At 53.4% G+C, this 24,538-nt stretch carries 25 protein-coding genes and 1 riboswitch; of the genes, 12 read left to right on the top strand and 13 right to left on the bottom strand.

From position 1 onward, the window contains the following. Window positions 1–8: 8 nt before the first annotated feature. Complete coding sequence (locus KNP68_RS08710) at window positions 9–773, bottom strand: TrmH family RNA methyltransferase (RefSeq protein ID WP_214799385.1); 765 nt, start codon at window positions 771–773, stop codon at window positions 9–11. A 221-nt stretch (window positions 774–994) separates the two neighbouring features. Between KNP68_RS08710 and KNP68_RS08715 the strand changes: the two genes are divergently transcribed. The 3 genes from KNP68_RS08715 (at window position 995) to KNP68_RS08725 (ending at window position 4,765) form a co-directional block, all read left to right on the top strand. Next, entirely contained in the window at window positions 995–2,623 is a 1,629-nt protein-coding gene (locus KNP68_RS08715) for a PTS transporter subunit IIBC (RefSeq protein WP_214762495.1), read from the top strand. A 53-nt stretch (window positions 2,624–2,676) separates the two neighbouring features. Beyond that, complete coding sequence (locus KNP68_RS08720) at window positions 2,677–3,468, top strand: endonuclease/exonuclease/phosphatase family protein (protein ID WP_214756394.1); 792 nt, start codon at window positions 2,677–2,679, stop codon at window positions 3,466–3,468. A 115-nt stretch (window positions 3,469–3,583) separates the two neighbouring features. Further along, a complete protein-coding gene (locus tag KNP68_RS08725) occupies window positions 3,584–4,765 on the top strand; it encodes an MFS transporter (protein WP_214799387.1) in 1,182 nt (393 codons plus the stop codon). 34 nt (window positions 4,766–4,799) lie between these two features. On the opposite strand, the gene KNP68_RS08730 is transcribed toward KNP68_RS08725, so the two are convergent. Then, complete coding sequence (locus KNP68_RS08730; RefSeq protein ID WP_214799389.1) at window positions 4,800–5,504, bottom strand: alpha/beta hydrolase; 705 nt, start codon at window positions 5,502–5,504, stop codon at window positions 4,800–4,802. A gap of 75 nt (window positions 5,505–5,579) precedes the next feature. Here KNP68_RS08730 and KNP68_RS08735 point away from each other — a divergent pair, with 75 nt between their 5' ends. Next, window positions 5,580–6,845: a purine/pyrimidine permease gene (locus KNP68_RS08735; RefSeq protein ID WP_029596280.1), complete on the top strand. Its 1,266-nt coding sequence runs from the start codon at window positions 5,580–5,582 to the stop codon at window positions 6,843–6,845. A 21-nt stretch (window positions 6,846–6,866) separates the two neighbouring features. On the opposite strand, the gene KNP68_RS08740 is transcribed toward KNP68_RS08735, so the two are convergent. Genes KNP68_RS08740 through KNP68_RS08755 form a run of 4 tightly spaced genes read right to left on the bottom strand, consistent with a single transcriptional unit; the run spans window position 6,867 to window position 9,821 of the window. Further along, the gene (locus KNP68_RS08740) at window positions 6,867–7,259 is read right to left on the bottom strand and encodes an RDD family protein (RefSeq protein ID WP_029596281.1); all 393 of its coding nucleotides are present in this window, start codon (window positions 7,257–7,259) and stop codon (window positions 6,867–6,869) included. After that, the gene (locus KNP68_RS08745; protein ID WP_021068087.1) at window positions 7,256–7,903 is read right to left on the bottom strand and encodes an NAD(P)H-binding protein; all 648 of its coding nucleotides are present in this window, start codon (window positions 7,901–7,903) and stop codon (window positions 7,256–7,258) included. The genes KNP68_RS08740 and KNP68_RS08745 overlap by 4 nt, the downstream gene beginning before the upstream one ends. 35 nt (window positions 7,904–7,938) lie before the next feature. Continuing rightward, window positions 7,939–9,243: a nucleobase:cation symporter-2 family protein gene (locus tag KNP68_RS08750; RefSeq protein WP_029596283.1), complete on the bottom strand. Its 1,305-nt coding sequence runs from the start codon at window positions 9,241–9,243 to the stop codon at window positions 7,939–7,941. Then, complete coding sequence (locus KNP68_RS08755) at window positions 9,240–9,821, bottom strand: xanthine phosphoribosyltransferase (protein ID WP_029596284.1); 582 nt, start codon at window positions 9,819–9,821, stop codon at window positions 9,240–9,242. The genes KNP68_RS08750 and KNP68_RS08755 overlap by 4 nt, the downstream gene beginning before the upstream one ends. 77 nt (window positions 9,822–9,898) lie before the next feature. After that, window positions 9,899–10,000, bottom strand: a riboswitch (purine riboswitch). Window positions 10,001–10,130: 130 nt separating this feature from the next. Between KNP68_RS08755 and KNP68_RS08760 the strand changes: the two genes are divergently transcribed. Genes KNP68_RS08760 through KNP68_RS08770 form a run of 3 tightly spaced genes read left to right on the top strand, consistent with a single transcriptional unit; the run spans window position 10,131 to window position 13,499 of the window. Then, complete coding sequence (locus tag KNP68_RS08760; RefSeq protein ID WP_214799391.1) at window positions 10,131–10,739, top strand: NAD(P)-dependent oxidoreductase; 609 nt, start codon at window positions 10,131–10,133, stop codon at window positions 10,737–10,739. 60 nt (window positions 10,740–10,799) lie between these two features. Continuing rightward, window positions 10,800–12,353, top strand: a complete 1,554-nt coding sequence (locus tag KNP68_RS08765) for an ABC-F family ATP-binding cassette domain-containing protein (RefSeq protein WP_021068083.1) — start codon at window positions 10,800–10,802, stop codon at window positions 12,351–12,353. A 21-nt stretch (window positions 12,354–12,374) separates the two neighbouring features. Beyond that, complete coding sequence (locus tag KNP68_RS08770) at window positions 12,375–13,499, top strand: DUF418 domain-containing protein (RefSeq protein WP_214799393.1); 1,125 nt, start codon at window positions 12,375–12,377, stop codon at window positions 13,497–13,499. Window positions 13,500–13,571: 72 nt separating this feature from the next. Here KNP68_RS08770 and KNP68_RS08775 read toward each other — a convergent pair whose 3' ends face one another. From KNP68_RS08775 to KNP68_RS08795, 5 genes are all read right to left on the bottom strand, one after another. Continuing rightward, window positions 13,572–14,501, bottom strand: a complete 930-nt coding sequence (locus tag KNP68_RS08775) for a manganese-dependent inorganic pyrophosphatase (protein ID WP_029596287.1) — start codon at window positions 14,499–14,501, stop codon at window positions 13,572–13,574. A gap of 96 nt (window positions 14,502–14,597) precedes the next feature. Beyond that, the gene (locus KNP68_RS08780) at window positions 14,598–14,735 is read right to left on the bottom strand and encodes a hypothetical protein (protein WP_021068076.1); all 138 of its coding nucleotides are present in this window, start codon (window positions 14,733–14,735) and stop codon (window positions 14,598–14,600) included. Between the two features lie 94 nt (window positions 14,736–14,829). Beyond that, window positions 14,830–15,111 (bottom strand): HesB/YadR/YfhF family protein, encoded by a 282-nt coding sequence (locus KNP68_RS08785; RefSeq protein ID WP_029596288.1) that lies wholly within the window; start codon window positions 15,109–15,111, stop codon window positions 14,830–14,832. 67 nt (window positions 15,112–15,178) lie between these two features. Continuing rightward, window positions 15,179–16,138 carry a LacI family DNA-binding transcriptional regulator gene (locus KNP68_RS08790; protein ID WP_029596289.1) on the bottom strand — a complete coding sequence of 320 codons (960 nt, stop codon included), beginning with the start codon at window positions 16,136–16,138 and terminating at the stop codon, window positions 15,179–15,181. An 11-nt stretch (window positions 16,139–16,149) separates the two neighbouring features. After that, window positions 16,150–16,383 carry a hypothetical protein gene (locus KNP68_RS08795; RefSeq protein WP_029596290.1) on the bottom strand — a complete coding sequence of 78 codons (234 nt, stop codon included), beginning with the start codon at window positions 16,381–16,383 and terminating at the stop codon, window positions 16,150–16,152. A 236-nt stretch (window positions 16,384–16,619) separates the two neighbouring features. On the opposite strand from KNP68_RS08795, the gene KNP68_RS08800 reads away from it, so the two are divergent. The 4 genes from KNP68_RS08800 to KNP68_RS08815 all read left to right on the top strand — a co-directional run bounded on the left by KNP68_RS08800 (window position 16,620) and on the right by KNP68_RS08815 (window position 20,983). Further along, window positions 16,620–17,909 (top strand): NCS2 family permease, encoded by a 1,290-nt coding sequence (locus tag KNP68_RS08800; protein WP_029596291.1) that lies wholly within the window; start codon window positions 16,620–16,622, stop codon window positions 17,907–17,909. 238 nt (window positions 17,910–18,147) lie between these two features. Further along, window positions 18,148–18,885, top strand: coding sequence for a (Fe-S)-binding protein (locus KNP68_RS08805; protein ID WP_029596292.1), 738 nt, complete (start codon window positions 18,148–18,150; stop codon window positions 18,883–18,885). 2 nt (window positions 18,886–18,887) lie between these two features. Next, window positions 18,888–20,291: a LutB/LldF family L-lactate oxidation iron-sulfur protein gene (locus KNP68_RS08810; protein ID WP_029596293.1), complete on the top strand. Its 1,404-nt coding sequence runs from the start codon at window positions 18,888–18,890 to the stop codon at window positions 20,289–20,291. Next, a complete protein-coding gene (locus KNP68_RS08815) occupies window positions 20,288–20,983 on the top strand; it encodes a LutC/YkgG family protein (RefSeq protein ID WP_021068069.1) in 696 nt (231 codons plus the stop codon). Before KNP68_RS08810 ends, KNP68_RS08815 begins: the two co-directional genes overlap by 4 nt. Before the next feature lie 48 nt (window positions 20,984–21,031). Here KNP68_RS08815 and KNP68_RS08820 read toward each other — a convergent pair whose 3' ends face one another. Together KNP68_RS08820 and KNP68_RS08825 are read right to left on the bottom strand one after the other, a co-directional pair. Next, window positions 21,032–22,057: a DUF4097 family beta strand repeat-containing protein gene (locus KNP68_RS08820; protein WP_029596294.1), complete on the bottom strand. Its 1,026-nt coding sequence runs from the start codon at window positions 22,055–22,057 to the stop codon at window positions 21,032–21,034. Further along, window positions 22,054–22,374, bottom strand: coding sequence for a PadR family transcriptional regulator (locus KNP68_RS08825; protein ID WP_021068067.1), 321 nt, complete (start codon window positions 22,372–22,374; stop codon window positions 22,054–22,056). Before KNP68_RS08825 ends, KNP68_RS08820 begins: the two co-directional genes overlap by 4 nt. A gap of 191 nt (window positions 22,375–22,565) precedes the next feature. Here KNP68_RS08825 and KNP68_RS08830 point away from each other — a divergent pair, with 191 nt between their 5' ends. Next, on the top strand, window positions 22,566–24,521 hold the full coding sequence (locus KNP68_RS08830; protein ID WP_029596295.1) for a HAMP domain-containing sensor histidine kinase: 1,956 nt from the start codon (window positions 22,566–22,568) through the stop codon (window positions 24,519–24,521). Window positions 24,522–24,538 lie beyond the last annotated feature (17 nt).

The raw sequence follows: 24,538 nt of genomic DNA on the forward strand, positions 1-24,538 counted from the left end.
TTCGCCGTTTACTCCGTTTTTCCTGTCTCGCGCGCAAAAGCGGTCAAACCTTTTTGCTTATACACGCCGAGCGACCGCTTCGGAAGGCTCTTCACCATCCAATTTTTTAAGATGCGTTGCTTGTCTTTCGCCTTCAGTCCATAGCCTTCCGTCACGACATGACGCGCCCGCGTCGTCACATCGTATAACGAGATGGCGGCAGCGACCGAGATGTTCAAGCTTTGGACATATCCTTGCATCGGAATCAGATAATTGCCGTCCGCCTTGGCGAGCGCCCGTTCCGATACGCCGTGATGCTCGTTCCCGAACAACAGCACCGTCGGTTTCGACACGTCGATGTCCTCAAGCGGAACCGCCTCTTCACTGAGTGCCGTGGCGAGAACTTGATATCCCTCCGCCTTCAACCGGTCAATCGCGTCCTCAATGGAAGGGTGTTCGACCACGTCGACCCAACGATCGGCGCTCTTGGCGATAATCGAGTTCGGTTTGAACTTGGCCCGACCCTCGACGACGTGCAACGTCTGCACACCGAACGCGTCCGCCGAGCGGAGCACGGCCGACTGATTGTGGGGATCATCGACCCCTTCCGTCAAAATCGTGATGTGGTTCGTCCGTAACGCCAACACTTCCTGCATCCGTTTGACACGGTCTGGCATCAACATGCTATACAGTAATCGATCTTCTTCTAATAACAGGCCCGACTGCAACAACTCCTTAAGCAAGGCCGCCTGCTCTTCTTTTGATAATGCCGATGTCGTCTGTCTCCATCCCATCGTTCTCGCCCCTTTCAACCTCTAGTATTGTAGCGAGATTCGTTCCGACTGACAAGCTGTGGGCGAAACGAGTCGAATCAGATTCGATTATGAAAATCCATGAAAATTAGGAAAACGGTTGCACAAATTTATGCAATCGATTACAATCATTTATGCAAGCGATTGCATTAGTGGTCGCCATAGACAGATAAAAAGTTCCGTATAGGAAGGAAGCGTATAGCATGAAACAACTCATCTCGTTCGACTTTTGGCAGAAACTCGGTAAGGCCTTAATGGTCGTCATTGCCGTCATGCCAGCCGCAGGTCTCATGATCTCGATCGGTAAATTAATTGGCATGTCAGCCGGAGACGTCAGCATCTTGCTCACGACGGCTCGCATCATTGAAGATCTCGGTTGGGGAATCATCGTCAACTTACATATCTTGTTCGCGGTCGCCATCGGTGGCTCGTGGGCGAAAGATAAAGCCGGCGGTGCTTTCGCTGCACTCATCGCCTTCATCTTGATTAACCGTGTCACAGGTGCCATCTTTGCCGTCAACGGAACGATGCTCCAAGACCCGGAAGCGACAGTCCAGTCACTCTTCGGAGCTGACCTTGTCGTCGCTGACTACTTCACATCAGTACTCGGTTCACCAGCTCTTAACATGGGCGTGTTCGTCGGGATTATCGCTGGTTTCCTCGGTGGTGCCCTTTATAACAAGTTTTATAACTTCAACAAATTGCCGAACGCCCTCTCGTTCTTCAACGGGAAGCGCTTCGTCCCATTCGTCGTCATCCTCGGTTCGGTCGTTGCCGCGATTGCCTTGTCAATCATTTGGCCGACGATTCAAGGTGCGCTCAACAGCTTCGGTGAATGGATTGCGACGTCACGCAACACGGCACCAGTCCTCGCGCCGTTCATCTATGGTGCGCTCGAACGCCTCCTCTTGCCGTTCGGACTTCACCATATGCTCACTGTGCCAATGAACTACACGGAACTTGGTGGCACGTATACGATTTTGACAGGTGCGACAGCCGGTTCGGTCGTTGCAGGTCAAGATCCGCTCTGGTTGGCTTGGGTAACGGACCTCGTTAACCTGCGTGCCGCTGGTGATACAGCCGCTTACAATGCATTGCTCGCAGACGTCGTACCGGCCCGCTTCAAAGTCGGTCAAGTCATCTTGTCGTTCGCTGCCTTGATCGGTGCTGCTTACGCGATGTACCGCAACGTTGACGAAGACAAGAAAGCACAATACAAGCCGATGTTCTTGTCGGCTGGTCTCGCCGTCTTCTTGACAGGTGTCACAGAACCAATCGAATTCATGTTCATGTTCGTCGCTCCAGTCCTTTACGTCGTCTATGCACTCATGGCCGGTGCCGCCTTCGCTTTGGCGGATGTCATCGACCTTCGTGTCCACGCATTCGGTGCGATTGAATTGCTCACACGGATCCCGATGATTGTGAAAGCAGGATTGCTCCAAGACTTGATTAACTTCTTCCTCGTGTCAGCGGCCTTCTTCTTCTTGAACTTCGGTGTGTTCAACTTCTTCATCAAGAAGATGAACCTTCCGACGCCTGGTCGCAACGGGAACTACATGGAAGAAACAACTGAGAAATCGAACGTGACCGGCAACGAGCAGGTCATGGGGATTATCGCTCTACTCGGTGGGGAAAATAACATTGAAGACGTCGATGCCTGCATGACGCGTCTGCGTGTCACAGTCAAAGACATGTCGCTCGTTTCAGAAGAGAGCGAATGGAAAAAGAACGGCGCCATGGGTCTCATCTTGAAAGACCGCGGTGTCCAAGCAATCTACGGCCCAAAAGCCGACGTATTGAAGTCTGATATTCAAGACGTCATCGGTGCATAATCAACAGGCCAGCTCGTACGAGTTGGCCTGTTTTTTTCTAAAGGAGGACTATCGTGAATATATTAACGCTGAACTGTCACGCCTGGTTAGAGGACCGTCAACAAGAGAAAATCGACTCGATTGTCGAACGGATCGCGAGCGAGGAATATGACATCATCGCACTCCAAGAAGTGAATCAACATAAAGAAGCCCCGCTCATCGATGGCTTGATTCGAGAGAACAACTTCGCCTATGTGCTCGTCGAGCGTTTGAAAGAACAAGGCGTCGATTACTACATGACGTGGGACTTCGCCCATTACGGCTATGACGTCTACGAGGAAGGGGTCGCAATCTTGTCGCGCACTCCGTTCGTGTCGACCGAATCGTTCTTCGTCTCGCAGACGACCGATCCGAACGATTACAAATCTCGGAAAATCGTCAAGGCGGTCTTGGACGGCTTGGATGCGCCGACGGCAATTTACTCATGTCACCTCGGTTGGTGGCATGACGCCGATGAACCGGTGCGCCATCAGCTCGATGAACTGTTGCGTCGCGTCGAGGACGACGATCGTGCCTTGTTGCTCGGTGACTTCAATAACGACGCGTTCATCCGTGGCGAAGGGTACGACTACTTGATTGAGCACGGTCTCCAAGACCTGTTCCATTTGGCGACCGAGCGTGAAGGTGATGCGACCGTCCAAGGTAAGATTGCCGGCTGGGACGAGAACAAGCAGGCGCTTCGCATCGACTTGATGCTGACGAACGCCCCGATTCATGTCTCGCGTCACGCCGTCGTCTTTGACGGCGAGAACGGTCCTGTCGTTTCCGACCACGCCGGTGTCGAAGCGACCGCGTTCTGGCGCTAATCAGACCCTTTTCTTTTACAATGTGAGAGAAAAGGGTTTTGCTTTTGGCGAAAATTCGGTATGGTTGGAAACGACTGATGTCTAACAACAATCTTTTTGAAAGTAGTGATTCTTTTTGACGACTTCTTCAACGCTCAGTCGGACCGACTGGACGCTCATTTTATCGCTCGCCTTGCTCACGTTCGTGCTCGGGACGAGTGAATTTGTCATCGTCGGGATTTTGCCTGATATCGCCGACGGTCTGTCGATTTCGATTGCCACGGCCGGAACGCTCGTCTCGGCATTTGCCATCACGTTCGCCATCGGGACCCCGCTGACGATGTCATTGACGAGTCATTTGCCGAAACGAAAACTGATGCTCACGCTCACCGCGCTATTCATCGTCTTCAACTTGTTCAGCAGTCTCGCCCCGACGTATGGGACGTTACTCGCGCTCCGGATGATGACCGCCGTCGTGACGGGCGTGCTCATCTCGCTCGCCATGCTCGTCGCCAGTGAATCGGTGCCGACCGGGAAGCGTGGGATTGCCGTCTCGTTCATCTTCGGTGGCTTCACGATGGCAAACGTATTCGGTGTCCCGCTCGGTACGTTCATCGGGCAACGGGCCGGATGGGAAACGACGTTCTTGTTGACGACCGCTTTAGGCGTCGTCGCATTTCTCGCCGTCTACCGCGTCGTCCCGAGTCAGTTGACGAGCGTCAAGACGTCGATTGCCGATCAGTTACGCCTCTTGACGAACCCGCGGATTTTAACCGCGTTCTTCATCCCCGCGTTCGGCTTCGGCGCGACGTACGTCGTCTATACGTATCTCGTGCCGATTTTGAAAGGCGTGCTCGGCGTCCCTGTCGCTTGGGTCAGCCCGATTCTGTTCGCTTACGGATTCATCTCCATCTTCAGCAATATGGCGGCCGGGAAAATCGCCAGCCATAATCCGATTGGACGGCTCCGGTTCGTCTTTCTCATCCAAGCGCTCGTCTTGGCTGCCTTGTACGTGACGACATCGAACGTGACACTCGGTCTGATCAATATCGCGCTCATGTCGTTCATGGCAATTCTGCTGACGACCTCGACGCAAATCTATTTGATCGACTTGGCCGAAAAGTTCAATCCGGACGCCAAAGGCCTGGCTTCGTCACTCATGCCGGTCGCCAGCAACGTCGGGATCGGGATGGGCTCGGCCCTAGGTGGTCTTGTCTATGCGAACGCACCTGTCATGACGCTCGCCCTCGTCGGTGGCGCCGTCGCGCTCATGACCGCCTTGCTGACCGCGGTCAGTCATCAGCTCGACCAACGTTAAAACAGCGTGCCCCATGATGTGGGCACGCTGTTTTTTAGAGCCAATCCAAGATTTGATTAATCGTCTCGTCGAGTTGTTGTTTGGCGCTGAGTGGGCTATCGTTATCCCCGTCCTGCGGGCCGTACATTCCGAAGTTGGCGTGATTGCCGTCTTTGATTTGATGGAAGACGGCGTCATCCGGGACGTTGTCACGGCTCGCCTCGATATCAGCCGGTGTGGCCAGATCGTCACGTTCACCGGAAACCGACAAGACACGCAGATTGCTATCCGCCATCGTACTGATCGGATACGATGCGAGGAAGATGACCCCCTCGACTTGCTCCTCGTGTTCGAGCGCATAACCGGACGCCGCCGAACCGCCGAGTGAATGACCGCCGACGACCCAACGTTCGATGTCTGGATGGGCGGCGATAATCGTCTCCGCAGCATCGATATCTGCTATCCCGAGATTCAAGCGCAACGATGGGATGGCGACGAAGACACCTTCCTCTGCCAGTCTGGTGCCATAGTAAGCGTACGCCTCTTTCTCGACTTTCGCCCCAGGATACAGGATGAACCCAACCTCGCTGTCCGTCTGCCCGAACTCGAGTCGATTGTCCACTTTCGTCGCCTCAGCCGCGTAACCGCGCGCTTCTTCCGTCGGTCCGTACGTCAGTTGCGTCCACACGAGGAAGCCGATGATGGCGACCAAGATGACTCCTAATAGGCCGAGGCCAATCCACTTCAGTTTTTTCTTCATTATATACCTCCATTTGCATCCACTTCCCCGTCACGGTACACTAATATTAAAAAAGGGAAATACCAGGGGGGCACCATGACCAAAAGTTCTGTAACCACGACGATTCAGTGGTTTATTTTTATTTTAGCTACAAACATTGTACCACCGCTCTCGATCGCTGCCCTATTTGAACTGTCGCCAGGCGAGACGATGACGTTCATCTCACGTTCACTGTTCGTCTTCGCACTCTTCAGCATCATCCAGACGCTTCTCGGCCACCGCCTGCCCATCTTAGAAGGACCAGCCGGGATTTGGTGGGGTGTGTTCACACTCTATGCCTCCATCGGTCCAGCACTTTATGGGAGCGGACAAGAGACGCTCCAAGCGCTCGGTTTCATGTTGTTCTTAAGTGGTGTGCTCGGTGTCGTCATGACTGTCACCGGCCTGTTGCGACGGATGCTGTCGTTGTTCACCCCGCAAGTGCTCGGGGTCTATATGATTCTGCTCGTCCTGCAACTGTCGGGTGCCGTCATCAAAGGCGGCTTTGGCGTGACCGAGGACGGCATTAACATCGTTCAAGCCGTCGCGACGGCCGGTCTCGTGTTGTTCGCGCTCACACTCGAGCGTAGCCGGTTCAAACAGTATGGACTCGTCATGACGCTCATCGCCGGATTTTGGTTGTTCAACTTGCTCGGACTCGGCAACCCGATTGTCCGTTCCGAGTCATTCTTCCTTGTTCCTGAACTGTTCCCGTTCGGAACGTGGGTGTGGGATTGGAACTTGCTTCCGACTGCGTTCGTCATCACGCTCCTTCTCATGACGAACGTCCTTGCCAATATCAAATTGATTGAACGCATCGTCAGCTCGCGTGAGAAGCGTCAAATCGAAGGCAACGTCCCGGCATCTGGTGTCGTCAGTGGGATCAGTCAAATGGTGGCGGGCATGTTTGGGACACCGGGACCGGTCGCCATCTCTGGAACGGCTGGTTTCTTATCCTCGACGGAGAGCGTTCATCGCTCACCCCATCTCGTGGCCCATGCTGTGATGATGGTGCTCGCCCTCATCGGTCCGTTCGTCTCGCTAATCGCGAGCATCCCAGCCGCCGTCGGATACGCCATCGTCACCCCGCTCATCGCGACGATGATTATCATCGGAATTAACGAGGCAGCGTTCGAATTGAACCAAAAGACGGCGTCACTCACTGTCGGTCTTCCACTTGTGATTGGGGCCGGCGCGATGTTGCTCCCACCTGGGGCGATGAACGATTTGCCGCCGCTCTTGGCGACCGTGTTCTCGAACGGACTCGTCCTCGGAACAATCGTCGCCTTGACAACAGCCATCCTCAGCCGTATCAAAGACTAAAAAAACTGACCTCGCGTGAGGTCAGTTTTTTTCGGTTACGTGCATATGGAACGCAGCGTCGTGCGGCAAGACGGCACCGTCTTCGGCCTCGAAGTGTGCGCGGTCCTTGACGTAGGCGGCAATCGAGATCGTGTCGCGGTGAAGCGCCCGTTTGAACGCTTGCTCGGCCGTCACCGGTGTCCCATCGTCATTTTTCAACTCGAGACCCATCAGCTTATACCCGAGCGTCTGTCCGCCACGGCGCATCTGACATGCTTCGAGCGCGTAGGCGATGAGTGTCGGCGTGATGACGACGTGGACGAACTCGCTCTTCACTTTCTTGCGGACGAGCTGCTCGACACCAAAACTTAGCAATCCGGCAATGACACCGTCAATCAAGACGGCTTTGGTCCGTTTCTTCGTTAATGGGTTCATTGGCTCATCCTCTGCATCATGCCAGACGTCAATACTTCGATGCCTTGTCCTTCTTCCGCGGCCATAATCAACGCGCGCGCCACATGGAGCGCTTGAATCGGTGCAGCATCTGGTAATTTATCGAGCAATAACGGTTGGAGCGGACGGCTGACGACCTCGGCTGCTTTCTCGCCGAGACGGAACTCCTCTCGATCCCCGAGCAAGAGCGACGGACGGGCGATAATCAAGTGTTCGAAGCCAAACACTTTGAGCCCGTTCTCGAGCTCCCCTTTCACCCGGTTGTAGAAGAAAGGTGACCGAAGTGACGCGCCTTGCGCCGAGACGACGGCGTAACGTGTCGCCCCGTGTCGTTTCGCGACACGTGCCACTTCAAGCGGCAAGTCGAGATCGACATGTTTGAACGCCTGACGTGAACCGGCGACGGCAATCGTCGTCCCAAGTGCGCAGTAGACATCATCAATGTGCGGCAACGCCTCGTCCATTCCTTCGAACCCGACGACTTCATGCAGTTTCGGATGACTCCATCGTTTCGAGCGGCGGACGATTATCCAGACTTGATCATACCGTTCTTGTTCGAGCAACTGTTCGACGAGTTCGCGTCCAATCAATCCGGTGGCGCCAACGACAAGTGCAGTTTTCCCCATGCTTGTTCCCCCCTAGTTACGTAGTTCCTTTCAGTCTAGCTGACTTGCCGGTTATCGGCAACGACCTCTGCCGGACGGAACCGGTCGACGAGTCGGAAGAACCCGTTCAATAACAAGGCAGTGAACGATCCGGCGACGATGGCACTGTCCGTGAACAACTGCACCGCTTCCGGCATATTTGCGACGATGGCCGGGTTGGCCGTGATGCCAAGTCCGACACCGATCGACAAGGCGATTGTAATCAAGTTCTCATTTTTCGCAAAATCGACTTGGCTCAAAATCCGAATCCCTGACGCGGCGACCGTGCCGAACATGACGAGCATCGCCCCGCCGAGAACCGGTTTCGGGATCAATGTCGTGAACGTCGCGACTTTCGGCAAGAAGCCCAGCAAAATCAACAGACCGCTCGTCCAGAAGATGACGCGACGTGATTTGACGCCTGACAATTGGACGAGACCGACGTTTTGACTGAACGTCGTGTACGGGAAGCTGTTGAAAATCCCTCCGAGAATCGTTGCCACACCCTCGGCCCGATACCCTTTCGTCAACTCGTTCGAGCCAATCGGTTTTTTCGTGATATCGCTCAATGCTAAGAAGACACCGGTCGATTCAATCATCGAGATGATGGCCACGAGCGTCATGACGAGGATGGCCGAGACGTCAAACGTCGGCATCCCGAAGTAGAACGGTTGTACCATTTGGAACCAACCGGCCTCACGGACCGGACTGAAATCGACGAGACCGAGGAACGCGGCGACCCCTGTACCGATCAAGACCGCAAACAAGACAGCGGCCGCGCGCGTGAACACGGTACCGATTCGGTTCAAGACGAGAATCAAACCGATGGTCAAGCCACCGAGCGCCAAGTTTTGCATCGAAGCGAAGCCAGGCTCACCTGGCATCCCACCGCCGATATCATTGACAGCGACTGGGATGAGCGAGAGACCGATAATCGTCACGACCGAGCCGAGCACGACCGGCGGGAAGAAGCGAGCCAGTTTCCCGACAAAGCCTGAAATTAAGATGACAATGATTCCGCTCGCGATGAGTGCCCCATAGATGGCGGTGATGCCGCTCGAACTACCGATGGCAATCATCGGACCGACCGCGGTGAACGTACAACCGAGTACGACTGGCAGACCGACACCGGTGAAACGAGTCGTCCAGACTTGCAACAGCGTCGCGACACCACACATGAACAAATCGATGGCGACGAGATACGCGAGTTCCGTCGGACCGAGTCCGATGGCACCACCGACGATGAGCGGGACGATGGCCGCGCCCGTGTACATGGCGAGTAAGTGTTGGAAACCAAGGCTGGCTGTCTTAAACGTATTCATCGGACCACCTCCACGAAGGAAATCTCACCCTCTTCAAGCTTCGCAATTCGGGCGAGTGACTCGACTTGATAGCCTCGCTCGAGCAACTTGTCCCGTCCCGGTTGGAACGACTTCTCGATGACGATGCCGACACCGGCGACGACCGCACCGGCGGATTCGACGAGTTGCGTCAAACCGAGAGCGGCTTCCCCGTTGGCAAGGAAGTCATCGATGACGAGCACGCGCTCCCCGGGTTGGACGAAGCGTCGGCTCAAACTGATGCGGTTCGTCTCTTGTTTCGTGAACGAATAGACGTCCGCTTCAACGAGATCGTCTTGGAGCGTGAGTGATTTACGTTTACGTGCGAAAACGAACGGGATGTTCATCTCAAGCGCCGTCATCATGGCCGGAGCGATTCCGCTCGATTCCAATGTGACGATGCGGTCAATTCCCGCGTCACGGAACCGGTCTGCGAACTCGCGTCCGATCGCCTGCATCAAGACAGGATCGACTTGATGGTTCAAGAAGGCATCGACTTTCAATACGTGTTCGGACAACGCTTGTCCTTCATCTCTGATTTTGTCTTCTAATTGCTTCATTGTTTTCCCTCCAATAAAAAAATGCGATTCGTCACCCCAACCCGGGGACGACGAACCGCATGGAAACAAAACGAATGCACACGACAAGCGTCACCCGTAGTCGAACCATTTACGGTGGTTCGGTAGAGACTTGTGAGCCATATTCTCACGGATATACGAGTGCGAATCTTTTATTTATATAAGATAGGACTTATTCTAGACGATATTTTATAAATTGCAACCTGTTTCTGAAAAGACGGCTAAAAGTTCGATTTTTCTGAAACTGCTGTATACTGAAGATACTGGAAAAACGAGAGGAGCCACATCCATATGAAGCTATTCGTATTAGGGGCCACCGGCCGGACCGGTCATCAGTTTGTCGACCAGGCCATCGAGCATGGCCACCACGTGACCGCCTTCGTGCGGGAACAGAAAAAATTGATTCCGACCCCGCAACTTGAAATCATCGAAGGCGACGTCACAGACAGCGCCGCACTGACAGACGCCCTCGCTGGTCATGATGCCGTCATCAGCTGTCTCGGGACTGACTTGAGCGACACTGACTTCTTGGCCCGCGTCACCGACGCACTCGTCCCGGCGCTGAAAGCAAATGACGTCACTCGGGTCGTCTATCTCGCCTCGGCCGGAATCGACAAAGAGATTCCCGGAATCGCTGGTACGGTCGTGACGTTCATGCTTCGGAAGCCGCTCCGTGATCACCGGGCCGCGGTCGATTTGTGGCGCAACTCGTCGTTCGATTACACGATCGTGCGGCCGATGCAACTGACGGACGGCCCCCGGACCTCGGTGTATCGAACGTCTATCGACAGCATTCCAGACAACGGAAAACAGATTTCACGGGCCGATGTCGCCCAGTTCATGCTGAACGCCGTTGAAGAACAACACTTCGTCCGCCAATCAGTCGGGCTGGCGTACTAATTTTTTTGAATCCATGCTACAATATCGGATAGTCAACTTTGAAGGGAACGAATAAGAAATATGAGTATATTAACAGTACAAAACTTGAGCCACGGTTTCGGTGACCGCGCCATTTTGAACGACGTGTCTTTCCGTCTATTGAAAGGCGAACACATCGGCCTCATCGGAGCGAACGGTGAAGGAAAATCAACGTTCATGAACATCATCACACGTAAGCTCCAACCGGACGAAGGCAAAATCGAGTGGGCGAAAAACGTCCGTGTCGGTTACCTCGACCAGCACGCTGTCCTCGAGCGTGGGATGACGATTCGGGACGTGTTAAAGAGCGCATTCCAATACTTGATTGACACCGAAACACGAATCGGTGAGCTCTACATGGAAATGGGCGATGCGACGCCTGAACAGATGGACGACATGCTCGCTGAAGTCGGCGAACTGCAGGAAATGCTCGATTCGAACGACTTCTATATCATCGACGCGAAAGTCGAAGAAGTCGCACGCGGTCTCGGTATTTTAGATGTCGGACTCGACCGTGACGTCACGGACCTCTCAGGTGGTCAGCGGACAAAAGTATTGCTCGCGAAATTGCTTCTCGAGAAGCCGGACATCCTCCTCCTCGATGAGCCGACCAACTATTTGGACGAGGCCCACATCGAGTGGTTGAAGCGGTATCTCCAGAACTACGATAACGCCTTCATCTTGATTTCGCACGATATCCCGTTCTTAAACAGCGTCATCAACTTGGTCTACCATATGGAGAACCAAGACTTGTCACGCTATGTCGGGGACTATGACAAGTTCATGGAAGTGTACGAGATGAAACGCTCGCAGCTCGAATCGGCTTATAAACGCCAGCAGGCTGAAATCGCCGACTTGAAAGACTTCGTCGCCCGCAACAAGGCACGCGTCTCGACGCGGAACATGGCGATGTCGCGCCAGAAGAAACTCGATAAGATGGATGTCATCGAATTGAGTGCGGAACGTCCGAAACCAGAGTTCCGGTTCTTGCAGGCACGCACGTCAGGTCGTCTCATCTTTGACGCCAAAAATCTCGTCATCGGTTATGACGAGCCCCTCTCACGCCCGCTCGACCTCCAAATGGAGCGCGGTCAGAAGATTGCCCTCGTCGGTGCGAACGGGATCGGGAAGACAACGCTGTTGAAGAGTCTGCTCGGCATGATCAACCCGCTTGAAGGAACCGTCGAACGCGGTGAGTTCTTGGAGATCGGGTACTTCGAACAAGAAGCGGCCGTCAGCAACAACACGTGTATCGAAGAGATTTGGAGCGAGTTCCCATCACTCAACCAGCAACAAGTCCGCGCCATGCTCGCGAAATGCGGTCTCATGACGAAGCATATCGAGAGTAAAATCGCGGTCCTCAGTGGTGGAGAGAAAGCGAAGGTCCGTCTCTGTAAGCTCCAAAACAACGAATCGAACTTGCTCCTCCTCGATGAGCCGACGAACCACTTGGATGTCGACGCGAAGGAAGAGTTGAAACGTGCGTTGAAAGAATATAAAGGCAGTATCCTACTCATCAGTCACGAACCAGAGTTCTATCAAGACATCGTCACCGACGTCTGGAACTGCGAATCGTGGACGACAAAAGTATTCTAATCCGTGTAGAGGAAGTGGCGTATGGCTGGCCCGATTCAAGTTAATGAACGCATCGTTCTGTATGACATCATTCGAGGTTTTGCCCTGTGCGGCATCTTCCTCGTCAATATCCCCACAATGCTCGGAAGCGACTGGATTTCCGGTCGCGCCGACTATGCGGGGAGCGATTTACTCGTTCGGACGCTGTTCGATTTGTTCGTCCAGACGAAGTTTTACACGATTTTCTCGCTCCTGTTCGGAATCGGCTTCTCGATTTTTCTCGAGCGCTCGTATGCGCGCGGGGACTCGGTCGCCCGTTATATCCGCCGTATCGCGATTTTGTTTCTATTCGGACTCGTTCACCTGGCCATTTGGTCGGGTGACATCTTACATACGTACGCGATGTGGGGCTTGTTGCTCCCACTGTTTTATGGATTAAGCAACCGGGCGATTTTGACATGGGCATGGAGTTTGTTGATTGGGAGCTTTTTACTCTTCTATGTCTCATCCATGTACTTAGAATTGTCGCTCGGATTTAGGTTTAGTGGTGATCCTTTCCCGGCAATCTTTAATTCTGGATTCGGCCCATGGTTCGACTATCGCTTAGACGAAGAGATTTTTGACATGTTCCAAAACTCATTTTTTGTTGGGGTTGAAATTCTAAGCCTGTTCTTGTTCGGCCTGTATATTGGACGCGAACGGAAACTCCTCACGTGGAGCATCCGAGGATTGACCCGGACGGCCATCATCTGCACGATAGCGGCCCTACCGTTCTTCGCAGTTATTATTTGGCATCACTACGGTAGCGGTGCCGAGTATTCGGCGACGAACTCTGCGGCTGTCCTCGTCTCTGGGAAACTGCTCGCGACGACGTACGTCTGTCTCTTTACGATCGCCGTCCGTAACGGGCGCGCATTCCGTCCGCTGCAGGCGCTCGGCCGTATGGCGCTGACGAACTATTTGACGCACACGCTCGTCGTCGTCCTGCCCGTTATCGCCCTCGGCTACTACGGTCGCCTGTCGTTGACGGAAGGATTGTTCTTAAGTATCGCAATTTTGATTGCCCAAGCGTTCTTCTCGATGTGGTGGCTCAAATCACATCGATACGGTCCGTTCGAGAAATTATGGCGAATCGGAACGTATGGACGACAAAAACAAGCATCTTAACCGCAAAAAGGCTCGAAGCAGATTGACCTGCTTCGAGCCTTTCTCGTTTCTTATTCGAGCCTTTCTCGTTTCTTAGTTCGTCGCCGCTGCTGTGAGCACCGGTACGATTTGCTTTTTACGTGAGACAACACCAGGGAGTGTCGCAAGACCATCGACCAATTTGACGTTGAACGCCTGCTCGAATAGATCCGTCTTCTTACCGACAACGAGTGCTTCTGAATCGTTCGTCAAAATGTTCGTGATGGCGAAGACAAACAAATCGAGTTCTTTGTCTAACATCTTCACGGCCATTGCCGCTTCGACTTCAGCTTTACGGCTCAATACATCGTTCGCGTCGACCGTGTTCACTTGAGCAATCTCAATGCGGTAGTCACCCATCGCAAACTCTTTCGCGTCGAGCGAGATGAGTTCTGGGATTGTCTTTTGGCTAAGGTCGGCTCCAGCTTTCAACATCTCAAGACCGTATGTCTCGATGTCTGTACCTGAGATAGCTGCGAGTTCTTTTGCCGCTTTGATATCCTCGTCCGTGCATGTCGGTGACTTGAACAAGAGCGAGTCCGAGATGATCGCCGATAGCATCAATCCTGCCATGTCAGGCGCGATTTCGACACCGTGCTCTTTATAGAGTTTGAGCAAAATCGTCGCCGTGCATCCGACCGGCTCCGCCCGATAGTAGAGGGCATCTGCTGTTTGGAAGTTGGCGATACGGTGGTGATCGACGACTTCAAGGATGCGCACGTCTGCGATGTCTTCCGCACTTTGTTGGAACTCGTTATGGTCGACCAAGATGACCGAGTTCACTTCGTCTGAGACGCGTTCCACGAGGCGTGGTGCCTTGACGCGGAAGTGGTCGAGCGCATATTGCGTCTCCCCGTTCACTTCACCGAGGCGGATCGCCTCGGCGTCCATCCCTAACTTTTTCTTGAGCTCCGCGTAAGCGAGCGCCGAGCAAATCGTATCCGCATCTGGATTTTTATGTCCAAAGACTAGTACTGTACTCATCATACATTCTCCTCACTATGATAGTTTTCCCTTATCCATTATAACGTCTATACTCATTCTTTCAATTCCCAAACAAAAAGAGCCACTAGGGGCTCTTTACGCTTGTTCGTCTTCGTCCGTCTCTTCGAGGTCCGAATGATCCCCTTTTGAATCTTCTTCGTGCGAAATATCCGGTTGGTCTCGTTTCAACTTCTCTTGTTCTTCTTGTTCACGCTTTTTATCTTGTTCTGACATCTGTCTCATCCTTTCGGTTTTGTCATGTCGTAGACTGTTCCCCGAGCTGGATGGCTTCAAACGGATGTATTCTTTCTGTTAACAAACTGTGATGTCACGCTTGAACGAATACGACCTCGTCGCCACGAATCTCGACGTTGACGTCTTGTCCTTGGAACAACCATTCATCCTGTTCAGCCACGACGAAGCGAATCCCGTCCTCTTCCGTTTCGACTACAGCGTTGTCGATGTCTTCTGTGATGACGCCCACTGAGAAGCCGTGCGTCAAATCGGTCGAACCCCCATATTTGGCGAAGAGGCGCACCGTCTGGCCTGCCTCGACTTCCATTTCATCTTTAAAAAATTGGAGTGCTTCTTCTGTCACGTTAATCTTCATCTGTCATCCTCCTCTCGACTTCTGTCTCCATTCTAATCGTTTCAGAAAAGACGAGCGAGGAAGTTGCCTAGAGTGTCGTCCCCGGCAAATACGTGACCGTTAAACTGTTTGTGACCGAAGCTGCACCGTTCATTTCATCAAACGTCACGTCGAACAGCGTCCGGCCGATGTCTTCATTTGGCGAGTGCATCGTCGACAGACCGAATGCCTGACCGATCGGATGACCATCGAAGCCCAGGATGGCGACTTCATCGGGGATGCTGACACCGCGACGGCGTAATTCCCCTAAAAAACCGAGCGCCACATAATCCGACGAGAAAAAGAGCGCTCGAGGACGCTCTTGTTGACGCAGAAACGCATCGGCCAGTCCGATTCCGTCCTCGCTCGTCAAGTAACCGGTCCAGACCCACCGCTCACGCGCAAGTTCGACTTCATCGAAGTACGCTTGCTGACGCGCGATCGAGCTTGGACTGTCTTGTCTTGACAACACGATGCCGATTTCGGCATATCCCGCTTGCGCCAACACGCGCAAACCGGCGACGAACGCGGTGTAATGATCGACGTGGACCGAAGAAATCGTCTGCGGCGCTCCGACGGTCGCGACCGCAATCGGACCAAACTGTCTATACGTTTCCATCTCATCGAATGACATCGTATGGGATAACAGAATCGCCCCATCGACTTCACGGTGCTTCAATAAATCAAGCGCTTGCCGCTCTTGGTCGAGTTGATATTCTGTCTGCCACATGACGAGTCGATAATCTCTTTGGAGGGCAGCTTTCGCGAGCCCGTTGACGAACAGTCCATAATACGGATGATCCAAATACGGCAACACGACGACGAAACGCTGCGTGCGACCGGTCGATAACGTCAGCGCCTGCTGATTCCGTAAATAGCCAAGTTCGGCCATCGCCCGTCGCACCCGTTCCCGCTTCTCTTTCGACACGTACGGATGCTCATTGAGCACGCGCGATACCGTCGTCACGGATACGTCCGCATATTTCGCGATATCTCGGATGTTCGCCATTCCGCTTCACCTCAATCTGTCAGTCTTTGCATATAGTGTACCCACTCTGACTCCTGACTGTCACCTTTCGCAATCACTTGTTTCCGGATGGCTTGGACGAGACGAAACCGTTCTTCGACGGAGAGATGAAGAAACTCGTCTTGGAAACGGGCGCACAACATTCTTCCGAGCGGCGTATACAACTGATTGATGACGAGTTCGTAGACGATCCCACTACACCATGTCTTCCACGTTGTCGGATTCATGAGCTTTCCCTCCTTTGACTTAACCGTACAGTCTGAAACGCGTTTCAGAGCAAGTACTATTTTTATTTTGTCTATTTCCGAACATTCAGCGCTTACATGAGAATATTTTAGGTATTTTCACTCAAAATCATTGACGACAGCCAGCTCATTTTGTATAGTCATCAAGTTGATAACGTTAATTCGAAGATTGACGAACATTATTGTTCGGAAATTACTAATGATAGGGAGTTTTATTCATGAACTTTTTTCAATTGAAACAACATGGGACGAACGTTAAAAAAGAAGTGATGGCCGGCATCACAACGTTCGTGACGATGGCATACATCTCCGTCGTCAACCCTGCGATTCTGTCAGATGCCGGCATCCCGTTCGCACAAGCGTTCACGGCGACCATCATCGCCATCTTGATTGGTACCGGCCTCATGGCGTTCTACGCCAACCTCCCAATCGCCGTTGCACCAGGGATGGGACTGAACGCATTCTTCGCGTATACACTCGTCGCCCAGCAACAGATTGCTCCGTCAGCCGCGCTCGGCGTCGTGTTCGTCTCGTCGGTCTTCTTCTTGATTTTGTCGCTGTCACCGATTCGGACGAAACTGATTCAAGCGATTCCAGCGTCGCTCAAGCATGCCATCACGACCGGTATCGGTTTGTTCATTGCCTCGCTCGGATTGAAGTTGTCAGGTCTCATCGTTGCGGATGAGGCGAACCTTGTCCGGCTCGGGGACTTGTCATCGCCGAGTGTCTTGCTCGTCCTCGGTGGCTTGATTGTCTCGGCGCTCTTGTTCTCTCGGAACGTCCCAGGCTCGCTCCTCATCGGGATGGTACTTACCGGAATCGCCGCCTATTTCATGGGTCTCTTGAAGATTGAAGGCGTGACGGCGATGCCGACATTGCCGGAAGGACTGATGGTCAATCCGCTCACGGCGTTCTCAGACGTCATCCAATACGGCTTGTTCGGTGCCGTCTTGTCATTCTTCCTCGTCACGTTATTCGATACGACGGGAACACTCGTCGGTGTCGGAAAACAGGCCAACCTGTTGAAAGAGGATGGGACGATTGAGAACGGTCACCGCGCTTTGTTCGCCGACTCGCTCGCGACAATGGGTGGCTCGCTCGTCGGGACGAGCCCGTCGACGGCTTACATTGAATCAGCTGCCGGTGTCGCCCAAGGCGGACGGACCGGTCTCACGACAGCGGTCGTAGCCGGTTTGTTCGGACTCACCCTTTTCTTCAGCCCGCTCATCGGTGCCATCTCTGGTGTCGCCGCCATCACGGCGCCGGCGCTCATCATCGTCGGTGCGCTCATGTTGACGAACGTCCGCTATATCGACTGGACCGATTTCAGCGAATACTTCCCGGCGTTCATGACGATTCTCATCATGCCGCTCTCGGGCAGTATCGAACGCGGGATCGCCTTCGGGTTCATCCTGTATCCAATCTTTAAAGCGATGAACAAAGAGACGGTCCACCCGCTCATCTACTTGTTCGGCGCACTGTTCATTTTGGAAATGTTCTTCTTATAAGTTAGATTCGTGCCCTCGTCGACCGACGAGGGTTTTTCTGTTATTCAGCACGGGAACACTGTCGTATATCAGTTCCATCCTGAATCTTGATTCATTATCATTTAGTTCTCAATTAGGTAGGATTTTACATTTATTTGAGAGATTCGTCCCATTTTTCTGTTTTGTGGCTGTTTGTTATGGAATAATAACTGTGAAACCGTTTACGAATAAAACTATGAACAGGAAAGAAGGAATGGACATGCCTAAAGTGGCACTGTTCGTCACTTGTCTCTCTGATACGTTGTTCCCATCGGTAGGACAAGCGACGGTCGAACTATTAGAACATCTAGGTTGTGACGTCAGTTTCCCGTTTGAGCAAACGTGTTGCGGACAGCCCGCCTATAACAGCGGCTACCATGAAGAAACAAAGAAGATTGCGAAGCATATGATTGAGACGTTCGAGAAGGCCGATGCCGATTATATCGTCGGCCCGTCCGGTTCATGTGTCATGATGATGCGCGACTATCCACACTTGTTCAAAGATGACCTTGCCTGGAAGATGCGGGCCGAGGCCCATGCGGCGAAGACGTTCGAGTTGACGCAGTTCATCGTCGACGTGCTCGAAGTGACGGACGTCGGGGCCAAGTTCTCCGCCAAGGCGACGTACCACGCCTCATGCCACATGACGCGCCTGCTCGGCATCGAGGCGGCACCGGGGCAGTTGCTCAAAAATGTCGACGGCTTGACGATGCTCCCGCTCGACAATGTCCACAACTGTTGCGGCTTCGGGGGGACATTCTCCGTCAAGATGCCAGACGTCTCGGTGCAGATGGTCGATGAGAAAGTTGAATCGATCTTGAACTCGGGGGCCGAGGTGCTCATCGGGGCGGACGCCTCGTGTTTGATGAATATCGGGGGACGCCTGCATAAACAAGGTCATCCAATCAAAGTGATGCATATCGCGGAAGTGTTGAACGAAGGGGTGAAACAAGCATGAGCATGGGGATTCGGTTAGATGAGAAGTTTCAAGATCGACGCAAAGACGGGATTGATAATCCATTCATGCGCCAAGCTGTCAGTTCGGCCCAGAACCGATTACGTGACGGAAGGCTGAACGCGGCAGGTGAGCTTGGGGATTGGGAAGCGTTTCGGGACCATTCGGAAGAGATTCGCCAACATGTGCTCGAACATCTTGACTATTACTTGTATCAATTGAGCGAGAATATCTCCAAACGGGGCGGCAACGTCTTTTTCGCCGAGACGCCGGAAGAAGCCAACCGTTACATCCGGGAAGTCGTTCGCGCCAAGAATGCCAAGCACGTCGTCAAATCGAAATCGATGGTGACAGAAGAAATCGGGTTGAATGAGGCGCTCCATGAGGAAGGATGCACGGTCGTCGAGTCCGATCTCGGGGAATGGATCCTGCAGCTCGACAACGATCCACCGTCGCACATCGTCGCCCCGGCCTTGCACAAAGACCGAAACGCCGTCCACGAGACGTTCACGGCCCACGGCTATGAAGGATCGAACGACCCGACCGAGCTCGGGCGTTATGCTCGCCGTGAGTTGCGGAAAGACTTTTTGAAAGCAGAAGTCGGCATCACGGGCTGTAACTTCGCCATCGCCGAGAGCGGTGCCGTCGGGCTCGTGACGAACGAAGGGAACGGTCGAATGGTGACGTCGCTTCCGGACACGGTCATCTCGGTCATGGGCATGGAACGGATCGTGCCATCGTATGAAGAGTTCGAGGTGCTCGTCAATATGCTATGTCGGAGCGCCGTCGGTCAACGACTCACCTCGTACATCACGACGTTCGCTGGCACGCGCGGTCACGGCGAAGTCGATGGACCAGAGGAGTTCCATCTCGTCATCGTCGACAACAAACGCTCTGGCATCCTCGGCACACAGTTCCAGTCTGTGCTCCAATGCATCCGCTGTGCGGCCTGTATCAATGTCTGCCCAGTCTACCGCCATATTGGTGGTCACGCCTACGGCTCGATTTATCCGGGCCCGATCGGTGCCGTGCTCGCCCCGCTCCTCGACGGATACGAGAATTATAAAGAGTTGCCATACGCCTCGAGCCTATGCGGTGCCTGTACGGAAGCCTGTCCGGTCAAAATCCCGCTTCACGAGCTGTTGATTGAGCATCGCCGGGTCATCGTCGAAGAGAAGAAACAATCACCGTTCGTCGAGCGCATCGCCATGAAAGGCTTCGCCGTCACGTCCTCGAGTCCGTTCTTATTTGAAGCGGCCGAACACATCGCGCCGTTCGCATCGTCCCCGTTCACGAAAGCGGGACAAATCGACAAAGGCTTGCCGGCGTGGACGGATTCGAAAGACTTACCGCAACCGGCCAAGCAGACGGTGCGGGATTGGTTCAAGAAACGGGGGAATGCAGAATGAATCCAGGCACGATCACCAATCGCGAGGATTTTCTAAAACGAATCGCAGGGCAACTCGGACGTGACGTCGATTTGACGCCGCCGAAACGAGTGTATAAGCATCGACCGCAAGACGAGGTGTTGAAAGATGCGTCCGACGAGGAACTGCTCGAGACATTCCGGATGGTCGCGACACGCATCCACACCGACGTCGTCGAATGCGAGTCGGCCAACCTCGATGATACGCTCCGTCTGTTAATTGATCGGTATGAAGGGAAAGCCATCATCGCTGAACATGACGACCGGATTCAGGCGTGGGCCCCAAACACGAGCGAATCGTTTGACTGGTGGGATGTGGAGCGACCGGAAGACAGCCGTTCCCTCGCCATAAAAGCCGATATCGGCATCACGATTGCCGACCAGGCCCTCGCCGAGAGTGCAACCATCGTTCAATACGCAGCACCCGGCAAGTCACGTACAATCAGCCTATTGCCGCGCGACCATATCGCCATCATCCCGAAATCGGTGCTCGTCCCGCGGATGACGCAGGCGGCCAAACAACTAGCCGACCTCGACCGCTCCGGTGAGCTCAACTCGCCGAACGGGGTCAACTTCATCTCAGGTCCATCGAACTCGGCCGATATCGAGATGAATTTGATTGTTGGGGTGCACGGACCGGTCCGTGTCGCCTACTTGCTTGTCCACGATCTGTAAACAAAAAGACTCGCGCGTGAATAGCTCACGCGCGAGTCTTTTTCATGCTTATTCGACGGTGATGCTCCCGTTCGAGCTCGTCAGTTTGAGTTCGACCGTCCCGTCCCCGAACGTCCGCTCGTTCGCCCGGTCGCCGAACAGTTCGACTTTGCCGTTTCTCGTCTTGGCCCGGATGACGGCGTCACGCGGATCTCGCTTCAGACGCACATCGATGCGTCCGTTGTTCGTTTTCAGACGGACCGGATGCTCGAGCACATCTATGACACAGTCGATGCGTCCGTTCGATGTCTTCGCCTCGACTGCCCCTGTCACGTCATGGATATCGAGACGGCCGTTCGACGACTGAACCTCGAGACGATCCACAGTCGAGCCAAGCACTTCCACGCGTCCGTTCGACGATTGCGCGTCAAGGTCCTGCCCTATCATCGACGTGAGACTGACTTTCCCGTTCGAAGAGCGGAACGAGCCTCGCTTGGCGCTAACAGTATGGGCCGTGATGCTCCCGTTCTCACTCTCAACTTCGACCGATGCGGCCTCGAGATTGCGCACGTCACAGGAGCCGAGACGATTTTTCAAGACGACTTGCTCATATGCATGGCGTGGTAACTCGACGTGTAACACCGGTGCCTTGGTCACCGCCCAGGCGAACAAGTTCGACAGACCAAACCGGCGCTCTGATTCGATTCGAATCTCCAGGGTGTCCCCGACAATCTCCATCGTCACCCCGTGGTCTCGTTCCGTCTCGAGCGTGGCGTAGGCAAAGCCGTCATGAGACGGCACGACTTGGACGTGCGCTTGCAGGACGTTAATCGAGACGTTGCGAAACGCCACGTTCTGGCTTTTGACAACGGCCGGTTCTTTGCGCACCTCAGACGAGAGCTCGTTTGATTCGAGCAACTCGCTCGCGAGCGCGCTTGGCGCCCCGAGTTCTTCAATCATCGCCGCATCTGTCTTCCCGTCAACCCGTCCGCTCGCAAAGTATTCCGACACATCCCGTAAAATATCGACCCGCTCGATGACGCTCATGCCCATCAGTAACCGTTCGAGTTCCAATAAATACTGTTCTTCTGTCATTTGTCCGTTCCCCCTTCAATCAATTCGTTGACACCGGTCGTGAACGCTTCCCATTCCGCACGTAGTTCTGCCAAGTGAGCTTTCCCCTGCTCTGTGATCGTGTAGTACTTTCGCGGTGGTCCTTCTGCCGACTCCTTTAAGTACGTTGTGAAATACCCGTCCGAGGTGAGTCGCCGCAGGAGCGGATAGACGGCCCCTTCCGAGATGGCGACTTTTGCCGAGATGGCTTGCACGAGCTCGTATCCGTAGCGGTCATGCGTCTCGACGAGCGCGAGCACACACAAATTGAGTACGCCTTTCTTGAACTGAGGATTCATTTCCTCGCCTCCTCTACTATATATTAAACAATAGCTCATCATTCACTATTATTCAATAGATAATAGTTAAATTTCCGCTTATTTCTTGATTGGTGGAAACAACTGGTTTAAATCTGTACAATGAAGGAACGACACTCGTAGGATATTTGTCACAGCAGGAATGTACGCAGTTCCAGGAAGGAACGGTCTTTATGAAAGCATGGATTGACCAGCGGATCGGAAGACAGTTTTTATTCGTCTTCTATTTATTCATCGGACTGATCCTCCTGACCTCACTCGCCGTGTACATGTATACGGAAAACCGAATCGAACAGACGACGTCATCGCTCGAGAACATTAGTGAACGTCGCACGAACGCGACCGAACTATTCGAGACGTGGCAGTCGATGCAATATGAAATGCGTGGCTATGTCATCCTCGGCGACGAGGCGATGCTCGCCCGCGTGAAAGAAAAACAAGACTTAATTGAGATTCAGACCGCATGGTTCGAGACGAACGCGGTCACTGAAAAAGAGAAGACGTATGCCAGCGACGCACGGACGCTATTCTCGGCTTATCAACAACGCGTCATGCCGAGCCTAGAGCGATATGTCATCGCCAAACGCGAAGGGACGGTCACCGAACCGTTTTTGAAAATGCCGACGCTCGGTAAAGTGACACCGCAAGCGGAACCGCCTGCCGACCGCAAATTTAAAATCAACTCAAAAAGTGCAGCTGACATGAGTGCGAGCATCGTCGATATGGAGACGGTGTTCACCGAATACCGCAACTCGTTGAATGAAGAAGAGAATCAGTTGCGAGAACAACTCGCCACTCATACAAAGTGGGCGCAAGTGCTCTGGCTCCTCTCCCTCCTCGCCGTGTTGCTCGTCCTCTTTATCGCTGCTCGTCCTTACGTGAAACGATTAACCGGTCAACTTCAAGAGTTGATCGTCAACAGTGAACGATTGGCGGATGAACGCATCATTCCGATTCCAGCGGCCGTATCTTCACGAAACGAGGTCGGACAATTGACGAACTCATTCCGTCAAATGGCCTCTTCGCTCGCGACACAACGCAACCAAGTCGAGGAAGAACGCGAGAAAACGGCGCGCCTCCTGCACTCGATTCGTGATGCGGTCATTTATGTCGAGCATACGACACATGAGAAGTTCGCCAACCAGGCCCTCTTCATCATGTTCAATCAAGCCGCCACGAAACGGAACGAGATGGACTTGTATCGTTTGGATGCCGATTTAGAAGAACTTGGTTTCCAAGTCGATCAAAAAGACTCGTTCTTCTCATTCATGCGCCGCGCGTTTGATGGCGAGAGCATGGAAGAAAGTGTGACGTTCTCGATGAATCAAGAAGAACGCTTCATTCAGATGTATGCGGAGAAAATCCACTTGCGCGGCACCCGTCACGGCACGATGCTCGTCTTCCGGGACGTGACACAAGAGACCGAGGTCGACCGTTTGAAAACGGAGCTCGTGTCGACCGTGTCGCACGAACTGCGCACACCGCTCACGAGCATCATCGGTTTCACCGAGCTGCTTCGCTATCGGACGATGCCCGCGGAGCGCATCGATCAATATTTAGGGATGATTCACCAAGAGACGCTCCGTCTCGAAGACTTGATTTCCAACTTGCTCGATGTGCAACGGATGGAGTCCGGAAAACAGACGTACCATAGCCGACCCGAGAGCTTGCATACGATTTTAAAAGAAACGATCGCCATCCATCAAGGTGCGAGTGAACATCATCAGCTCGACCTCGAATGTGATACGAATCTATATGTATACGGTGATCGGGATCGCTTGAGTCAACTGTTCACGAACTTGCTCCACAACGCGATCAAATATTCACCAGAAGGCGGAAAAGTCGCCGTCTGTGTCACGAATGACAAGTCCGATGTCATCGAAATTTCGATTCAAGACACCGGCATCGGCATTCCGACGTCGGCGCTGCCGAAACTGTTCGACAAGTTTTATCGCGTCGACAACTCGGCCAGTCGTAAAATCGGTGGCACGGGCCTCGGCCTGGCCATCTGTAAAGAAATTGCCGAAGGACACGGCGGAACGATTCGCGTCGATTCGAGCGTCGGCCACGGCTCGACATTCACCATCATCTTGCCGAAATACGCGGCGGAAGATCAACTAAGCAGTTAATAGACAAAGGGAGACGC

The organism is Exiguobacterium sp. s50, from assembly GCF_018618175.1.
GTDB classification, from domain to species: Bacteria; Bacillota; Bacilli; order Exiguobacteriales; family Exiguobacteriaceae; genus Exiguobacterium; species Exiguobacterium chiriqhucha.